At 69.4% G+C, this 6,962-nt stretch carries 5 protein-coding genes; 2 read left to right on the top strand and 3 right to left on the bottom strand.

Annotated elements, in window-relative coordinates:
* Window positions 1-645 precede the first annotated feature (645 nt).
* The gene (locus ACIP5O_RS36760) at window positions 646-1,314 is read left to right on the top strand and encodes a hypothetical protein (RefSeq protein ID WP_401302192.1); all 669 of its coding nucleotides are present in this window, start codon (window positions 646-648) and stop codon (window positions 1,312-1,314) included.
* A complete protein-coding gene (locus ACIP5O_RS36755; RefSeq protein ID WP_401302190.1) occupies window positions 1,296-1,646 on the top strand; it encodes a hypothetical protein in 351 nt (116 codons plus the stop codon). The genes ACIP5O_RS36760 and ACIP5O_RS36755 overlap by 19 nt, the downstream gene beginning before the upstream one ends.
* Before the next feature lie 104 nt (window positions 1,647-1,750).
* On the opposite strand, the gene ACIP5O_RS36750 is transcribed toward ACIP5O_RS36755, so the two are convergent.
* The 3 genes from ACIP5O_RS36750 to ACIP5O_RS36740 form a co-directional block, all read right to left on the bottom strand.
* Window positions 1,751-2,404 carry a hypothetical protein gene (locus tag ACIP5O_RS36750; RefSeq protein WP_401302187.1) on the bottom strand — a complete coding sequence of 218 codons (654 nt, stop codon included), beginning with the start codon at window positions 2,402-2,404 and terminating at the stop codon, window positions 1,751-1,753.
* Between the two features lie 2 nt (window positions 2,405-2,406).
* Window positions 2,407-5,718 (bottom strand): DUF927 domain-containing protein, encoded by a 3,312-nt coding sequence (locus ACIP5O_RS36745; RefSeq protein WP_401302184.1) that lies wholly within the window; start codon window positions 5,716-5,718, stop codon window positions 2,407-2,409.
* A gap of 301 nt (window positions 5,719-6,019) precedes the next feature.
* Entirely contained in the window at window positions 6,020-6,769 is a 750-nt protein-coding gene (locus ACIP5O_RS36740) for a GntR family transcriptional regulator (protein WP_401302182.1), read from the bottom strand.
* Window positions 6,770-6,962: the final 193 nt, after the last annotated feature.

Genomic DNA, 6,962 nt, shown 5'->3' with positions numbered 1-6,962 from the left:
CCAATCTAGATCAAGCACCCCGGGGTTTGTCAAGAACCTGGAGCTAACTACTTTCCGCAACATAGACATGGACCCGTCATGCGCGGACCGTAACCAACACCTGACGACCCATCAGAAACGGCCCCCGGACGGCCCCGACCACCCGCGCGCCCCGGGCCCCTCCCCCGGCCTCTGCTTTATCTGACCAGATTGACCGCGGGTCGTTCCCGGCCCACCGCGCGGCCTCCGAGGCGGGGCCGCTGGGGCGGGTGGTTTCTCTCTGAGAACGGGTCTGGTTGCGCGAAAACTGAACGTACTGAACGTACAGCCTCCCCAAACGGCCTCTGACCTGCGGAAACGGGTACGTTCAGTTCCCGCCGAGGAACTGAACGCATCGGGGGCCGAACTGCACGTACGGGCCCCCGCCAACTGAACGTGAGACCCCGCGCACCCCTGTTGAGCTGCGGAAACGCCGTACGTTCAGTTCCCGCGGCGAACTGAACGCACGGGCCGCGTCGAACTGCACGGTGGACTCCGAACTGAACGTACGGCCCTCCCCCGGGGCGCCCCGGACGCCGAGGCCGGCGTACCCCCGGGCGCCGCTCGATCGGGTCGCCTTCGGCCGGTGTGGGTCCGTGGCTTCCGTGCGTGCAGTACCTTCCGTGCATGATTCCCAAAATCGCCCTGGTCTCGATCAAGCCCGGAGTAGGCAAGACGACCAGTGCCATGTTCATCTGCCAGTCCCTGCACGAAGCCGGACGGCCGCCGCTGCTGGTCGACGCGGACAAGGGACAGAGCGCGCTGGAGTGGATGGAGGACGCCGAAGGGCTCGACTTCCCGGTCATCGGCCAGCACATCACCACCCTGCACCGGAGCCTCCCGGACCTGGAGGGAGACCGCGGCGCGCTCGTCGTGGACGTGCCCCAGCTCGAAGATCACGAGTCGATCGCCCGGGGCGCGCTGCTGTACGCGGACGTCTGGGTCTTCCCGATGGCCCCGGCCGGGATCGAAGTGCGCCGGACCACCCGGAAGATGAAGAAGAAGTTGGAAGCCATCAAGGACGAGCGGGAGCGGTTCGGCCTCCCCCGGGACCCGCTGGTGGAAGTCGTGCTGCTCAACCGCACGAACAGGCCGTACGCGACGAAGACCGGCCCGGACGCGGATGTCCGCGACGCCCTCACCGCGCCGGAGCTGGGCATGGAGGTCCTGGACGCCCAGGTGGTCTTCCATGACGACCTGTACCGCCAGTGCTACGGCCTGGAGATCGAGACCGAGGGCACCACGTACCCGCAGGTGACGAAGGAGATCCTGGAGCGATGGGAGGCCGCGAAGTGACCGCCGAGGACAAGACCGAGGGGAAGGCGGCGCCGCGGCGCCGCGGCCGGCGCCGGACCGACTACAGCAAGACGGCCTCCGAGGGGGAGCGCACCCCGACCGTCCAGACGTCAATCCGGACGTTGCCCATTCGGGTGACGCTCGATCTCAAGCCGAAGGCGCACGCCCAGCTCAAGAGCTGGTGCAACGCCGCGGCCGTCGACACCGGTCTGCCAGACGTCGCCCTGGCCCCGGTGCTGCGCATCCTCGGGGAGCTGCTGGTGGACCCGAAGAACACGGAGTTGGCGGAGCGCGTCAAGGCGGAGCTGGTGAGCCGCGCCGCCCAGCCCTGAGCTGTCACGCTGGAACTGTCACGGCCCCCGCCGAATCCGGCGGGGGCCGCTTTACGCAGGTCAGAGGGTGCGTGACACCCCTGCGTGACAGTGCAGCGTGACAGTCAGAAGATCTCGCCCTGGTCGTCCGTACCGCCCGATCCGCGGTCGCCCCCGGAGTCCTTCGGGTTGCGCAGCGGCTCCCAGTCGATCCCGCTCACGTCGTGGATGTTGACGTCCTCCGGGTCGACGTGCAGGTACTCCCCGATGGCCTTTTTCAGCTCCAGGATCGCCGCGTCCTCCCCGAACTCCACGTACGCGTTCACCACCGCGTCCAGCCGACCGGGGCCGAGGGCACCGCCCAGGTTGAGATCCCGGGGTCGGGTGTCGGACGAGATCGTGACCCAGGCACTCATCTGCGCGCCACCGGACGGGGCGCCGGCACTCAGCCCGCGCCCCTTGCCCGTGGACTCCGAGATCCGCTTACGGCGCCCCTTCGGGACCAGGGCGTCCCGGGTGGCCTTGTCCAGCTTGGCCACGCTGTCCGGCTTCGGCTTCTGCTTTCCGGAGCGCCACCGCCGCCAGGTCGTGAGGGAGATCCCGGCCGCCTTTGCGGCGGCCTTGTCGTCGCCCTTGTGCTTCTTCTCCAGCCACCGGAGCCGGTCGCCCAGACCCTTCTTCTGCTCCCGCTCCACCGCCCCCGGGGCGCGCCCGGTCAGCTTGCGGATCAGCTTGTCCCGGAGGCTGTTGTCCTGCTGGTCGTCGTCGCTGGTCGGCATGATCAGGCCCCCATCCACTCATCCACGGTCACGTTCGTCTTCGCCTTGAACTGGCCCAGGCCGGTGCCGAGGACGAGCCCGGCCGGGACGTCCTGGTCGTGGGTCTCGGCGTCGCTCGCGTACACCAGCTCGTCCAGGTCCAGCTTCACGGGGAAGCGCGGGTGGTCGGTCGGCTTGTTGTCCTTGGACAAGGGGATGACGCCCCCGGCCTTGTACGCCTTGCGCAGGATGCCGGTCCAGGCCGCGTCCCGGATCGCGTAACCCCAGTCGGGCCGCGCGATCGTCCGCTGGGTGCCATCCTGGAACTTGCCATGAAGCGTCCGGAACGTCCCCTTCAAGGCGCTGTACACCGCGCGCTCCTCCGGGTCGACGGGTCGACGGTTCTCGTCCAGCGCCCCGGCCTCCAGCTCCCGGAAGGCGCGCTGCACGGTCTCCTTGAAGTCCCGGAATGCCTTGTACTGGGTGCCCTCGGAGACCCACGCTTCGTGAATCTCCGGCTCGATCCCGGCCTCCAGGTACAGCTTGACGATCGCGGTCGTCACCCAGGTCTTCTCACCCGGGGCCGCGTGCAGCACCGGGGCGGGGAGCAGCGGGTGAGGCCAGGTGGGCACGGTGATCAGCCACATGCCGGCCCACTTCGGGTTGAACTCCTTCGGGTACATCACGCGCTCCAGGTCGTTGACCGCGACCAGGGCGTCCGAGTAGGCGGGCAGGTAGTTCTTGTTCCCGTCGTACCCGTGCATCCGGGCCATGGCCCGCTCCGCCTCGGTCAGCTCCCGCGTCCAGGTGTTGCGGTAGTCGTACTCCGGCCACCGCTGGGTGTCCGCGACGAACTTCGGGCGCCGTCGTACGGTCGGCGCCTTGAGTGCGGCTTTCAGTGCGTTCAGTGCCGTCCGTGCGGCACTGACCGAGAACGTCCAGCCGGTCAGCTCCGTGAACCGGTGCAGCCGGTAGGCCAGCTCTCCCGCGCTGGGCACCGCGGCCTCCCCGACGTCCCGGGGGAAGGCACCTTCGGTCAGCCACTCCGCGACCAGTACCCGCGTCATCCCCGGGTGCTGCGGGTGCTGGAGGACGGACATGGGCATGACGTGCATGGGCTCCCCGGCCTGGAACGGCTGGTGCCATCCGGCGTCGACCAGTACGCGCCACGGGACCTGGAACAGGGCCGCGGCCTCCCGGTCCGCCTTCCTGCCCTGGCGCTCCCAGACGGACCCCTTCACCCGGGGCCAGCACTCGTCCGCCAGGCCGTACGCCGCGCGCAGCTCCGGCCCGACCACCAGCGTCACGTCATCCGTGGTGGCCGTCGCGCGGAGCAGCGTGAGCAGCCCGGCAAGGGAGGCCGCGGCCTCCCCTTCGATGGCCACCGAGGCGGACCCGGCGGCCTCCATCAGGTATCCGGCCTCGGCCGCCCACACGCTCACGGTCGGCTTTGCCCGGCCCTTCGCCGGGGCCGCGGGGCGCCGCTCCGGCTGCTCCGGCTGCTCCGGCTGCTGCTGGACGACGGAGGCCGGGGCCGACTGCTCCGGGACGACCGGCCGCGCGGCGACGGCCGGCGCCGGGTCCTCGGCCACCGCCGGGAGCTGCGCGGCCGGGGCCCGAAGGTGTTCGTCCAGGGTCGGCATCGGGGGCAACGGCTTGTCGGCCGTCGCCTCGGTCGGCTCCGGGGTGAAGCCCTCCGGGTCCGCCTTCGTGACCCGCTTGAAGACGTAGCAGTACACGTACCCGATCGAGTCGCCCAGCCACTCCCGCTTCGTGAGCCCCTGGCGGGAGCCGGACTCCTCCAGCACCAGCCGGCCATCCTCCCGCAGGTCCCGCAGACCGGTGCGCGGCGAGACGATATCGGCCGCGGCGCAGATGGCCTTGAGCTTGTTCGAGAACACGGCGATCCGCCGTTCGGCGCCTTCGTCGTAGACGCACCCGTACGCCTCGGAGACCATCTCCAGTGCGTTCGCGCCCAGCGCCGCGCTGGTGTAGGCGGCCTTCGTCGGGAACAGGGAGGGCTTGGACGCGAAGGTCTCCGCGACCACGGACAGCAGCTTGTCCCCCTGCTTCATGGAGGTCTCGCGCATCTCCGCGACCGAGGCGCTGAACAGCTTCCGGCCCGCGGCCAGGGCCGCATCCCGGACCCCGGAGCCCCGGGTGATCCGCTCGAAGATCGCGGCCCCGGCCACGCCCATGGCGATGTTGCGGCCGATGCGGATGTCGGGCCCGCCCACCTTGTCCACGCCAAGGTCCCGCTGGGCCTGGGCGATGGCGGCCCAGGCGTCGTCCAGGGTGACTTCCGCCCGGAGCCAGCGCAGCGGCCACCCGTACGCGAGATCGGACAGCGCCTTGATCTCGTCGGCGGTGGGCCCGTCCGCCATCACCTTGTTGGGCAGCTCCAGCACGCGGACGTTCAAGCCCTCCTGCTCCGTCGCCATGCCCAACAGGGAGTCGTTGCCGGTCGACATGATCACGCCCCGGTACTTGATCGTCCGGTCCGTACCGCCGCCCTTCTGGCGGGCGCGGGTGCGCTGGGCCCCCTCGGTGAGCTGGAAAATGATCTGCTCACCCTCCCGGGGCGTGAGCCTGCCCAGCATCCCGATCTCGTCGCGGAAGTTGGTCAAGCAGCCCAGGCGCAGCAGGTCTTCCGAGTTCGCCACCTTCGCCAGGTTCCAGTTGCCCATCACTTCATCGATGCGCCCGAACATGGCCGCGGACAGCTTCATCACGGAGGACTTACCGCCGCTCGATCCGCCGCACGCGTGGCAGATGAAGCACTGGAACTTGAAGGGGGCGAGGAACACCCCGCCGAGGGCGACGCCCACGAACAGGGCCCCGTACTCGTTCCCGGCCTGGGCCAGGATCTCCGAGACCCGCGACCACACCCCCCGGGCCTCGGTCTCGGTCCCGCAGGTGTCGCCGTACCCGTGCGGGCCGACGTCGCCGGGCGGGAACTGGAGGCCGTCGACCGTCCAGCCGGGCACGGCTTCGACGCGCGGCGCGTCCTCGGCCAGCTTGGAGATCGCCGTACCGGCGGCCTTGACCACCTTGTCGTCCAACGGCGCGAAGCCGAAGTCAAGCTGCTCCATCCACACACCAGCTTTCAGGCCGTCACGGCCGCACAGGATCGTGCTGGTGCCGGCCGCGTCGATCGACAGGCGGAACTCACGGACGGTGATCTTTCGATCCCCGCCGCGGCGCAGCACGACTTCGAGGACATAGGGGAGGGGCGCGACCAGCTCCCAGGGGGCGTCTTCACCCCTGGGCTTCAAGTACACGCCGCGCGGGTACGAGCCCGCGCCGATGGAGTACGCCCATGAGCCGCTGCTCATGGGGATGGAGGGACCGGGCCGCCCCTGCGGGGGCCGGGTCTCCGTCTCGTCTTCACTCGGTGCCTTGTGAGGCACGATCCCGCCTTTCGGGCGGGTGACTAGCTGTCCAGTTCCACCGGGCGGGAAACGACCGCTACAGTGGATGTGGCGAGGGTGCTAGTACACCCGCTTATCAGGAGAGATCCCCAGGCCCCACGGTTGGCCCCGTGGAGAACGGCATGGGGATCTTTCTTTTTGTCGTTTTGCCTGATCAGAAGACCCTAGCGCCTGAGGCGGACACCAGGGTCCGGAGTTTCAGCGCTCAGCTTCGGTCGGGCAGTTCAACGACGGAGGAGAGCCAGCGGCCGGGGCCGGAGATGTGCTCCCCTACCTCCATCGGGTCACCCTCGGAGTCCCGCAGGACGTTGCGCCCCATCAGGACGGGCGAACCCTCCTCTATCCCCAGTTCAGCGGCCTGTTCGGCGGTCGCGTAGTCGACCGTGGACCGGTCCTCGGAGACCTTCGGCTTCCGGCCCGTGGCGTTGGCGATGGCGTTGCCCGTGCCGCCCACGATGCGCTCCTTCACCAGCAGCTCCGGCACGATCTCCGCCAGGTCCGCCGTGAACCAGCTCGTTGACGCGGAGACCGGCCCGTCCTCGTTGTGGGTGACCCGGTGCCGGCGGATGGCCTCGGCCCCCTCATCGATCCCCAGAACCTCCGCGACATGCGCGGGAGCCGGAGCCAGTTCGGCCGCGTGGATCACGGCGAACTCCCCCGGGCCGTAGATCTTGCCCGTGGTCACCATCCGGGCGAACCGGTCATGGGCGCCCCGGTGCAGGTTGGCGCGGGTGCGGACCACGGTGCCAACGCCCGTGATGCTCTCCACCAGCCCCTCCGCGCGGAGTGCGGACACGGCCTTCATGGCGGTGGCCTGGGAGATCTTCCACTGGTGGGCGATGTCCCGAACGGAGGGGATGCGCTCTCCGTCCGCCAGCTCCCCGTTGGTGATCCGGCGCCTGAGTGACTGCACGACCTGGAGGTACGGCGGGGTGCGGTCGATCTGCGGAGTCATGATCTCCAGTCCTTCCATGAGCGGGTAAGGCCCTGCCGCACGCTGCGCTAGGCCACTACGCAGATAGTAACTGTTGACGTGTGTAGTGTGCTAGTGCACTATCAATAACAGCTCACCCCCCCGGGGGAGGGCGAGCCCGGCCGTTTCCATCCAAAGACCCGGCCGGGCTCCAGTCCCGAGAGGGACCGACTCC

Origin of the sequence: Streptomyces sp. NPDC088915 (genome assembly GCF_044749825.1) — a bacterium.
Lineage (GTDB): Bacteria > Actinomycetota > Actinomycetes > Streptomycetales > Streptomycetaceae > Streptomyces.
This window is presented reverse-complemented; position numbering and strand designations above follow the sequence as displayed.

Excerpts from the sequence above, each read along its gene's own strand:
- ACIP5O_RS36760 (WP_401302192.1), top strand. The coding sequence starts at position 646 with ATGATTCCCAAAATCGCCCTGGTCTCGATCAAGCCCGGAGTAGGCAAG.
- ACIP5O_RS36755 (WP_401302190.1), top strand. The coding sequence starts at position 1,296 with ATGGGAGGCCGCGAAGTGACCGCCGAGGACAAGACCGAGGGGAAGGCG.
- ACIP5O_RS36750 (WP_401302187.1), bottom strand. The coding sequence starts at position 2,404 with ATGCCGACCAGCGACGACGACCAGCAGGACAACAGCCTCCGGGACAAG.
- ACIP5O_RS36745 (WP_401302184.1), bottom strand. The coding sequence starts at position 5,718 with ATGAGCAGCGGCTCATGGGCGTACTCCATCGGCGCGGGCTCGTACCCG.
- ACIP5O_RS36740 (WP_401302182.1), bottom strand. The coding sequence starts at position 6,769 with ATGACTCCGCAGATCGACCGCACCCCGCCGTACCTCCAGGTCGTGCAG.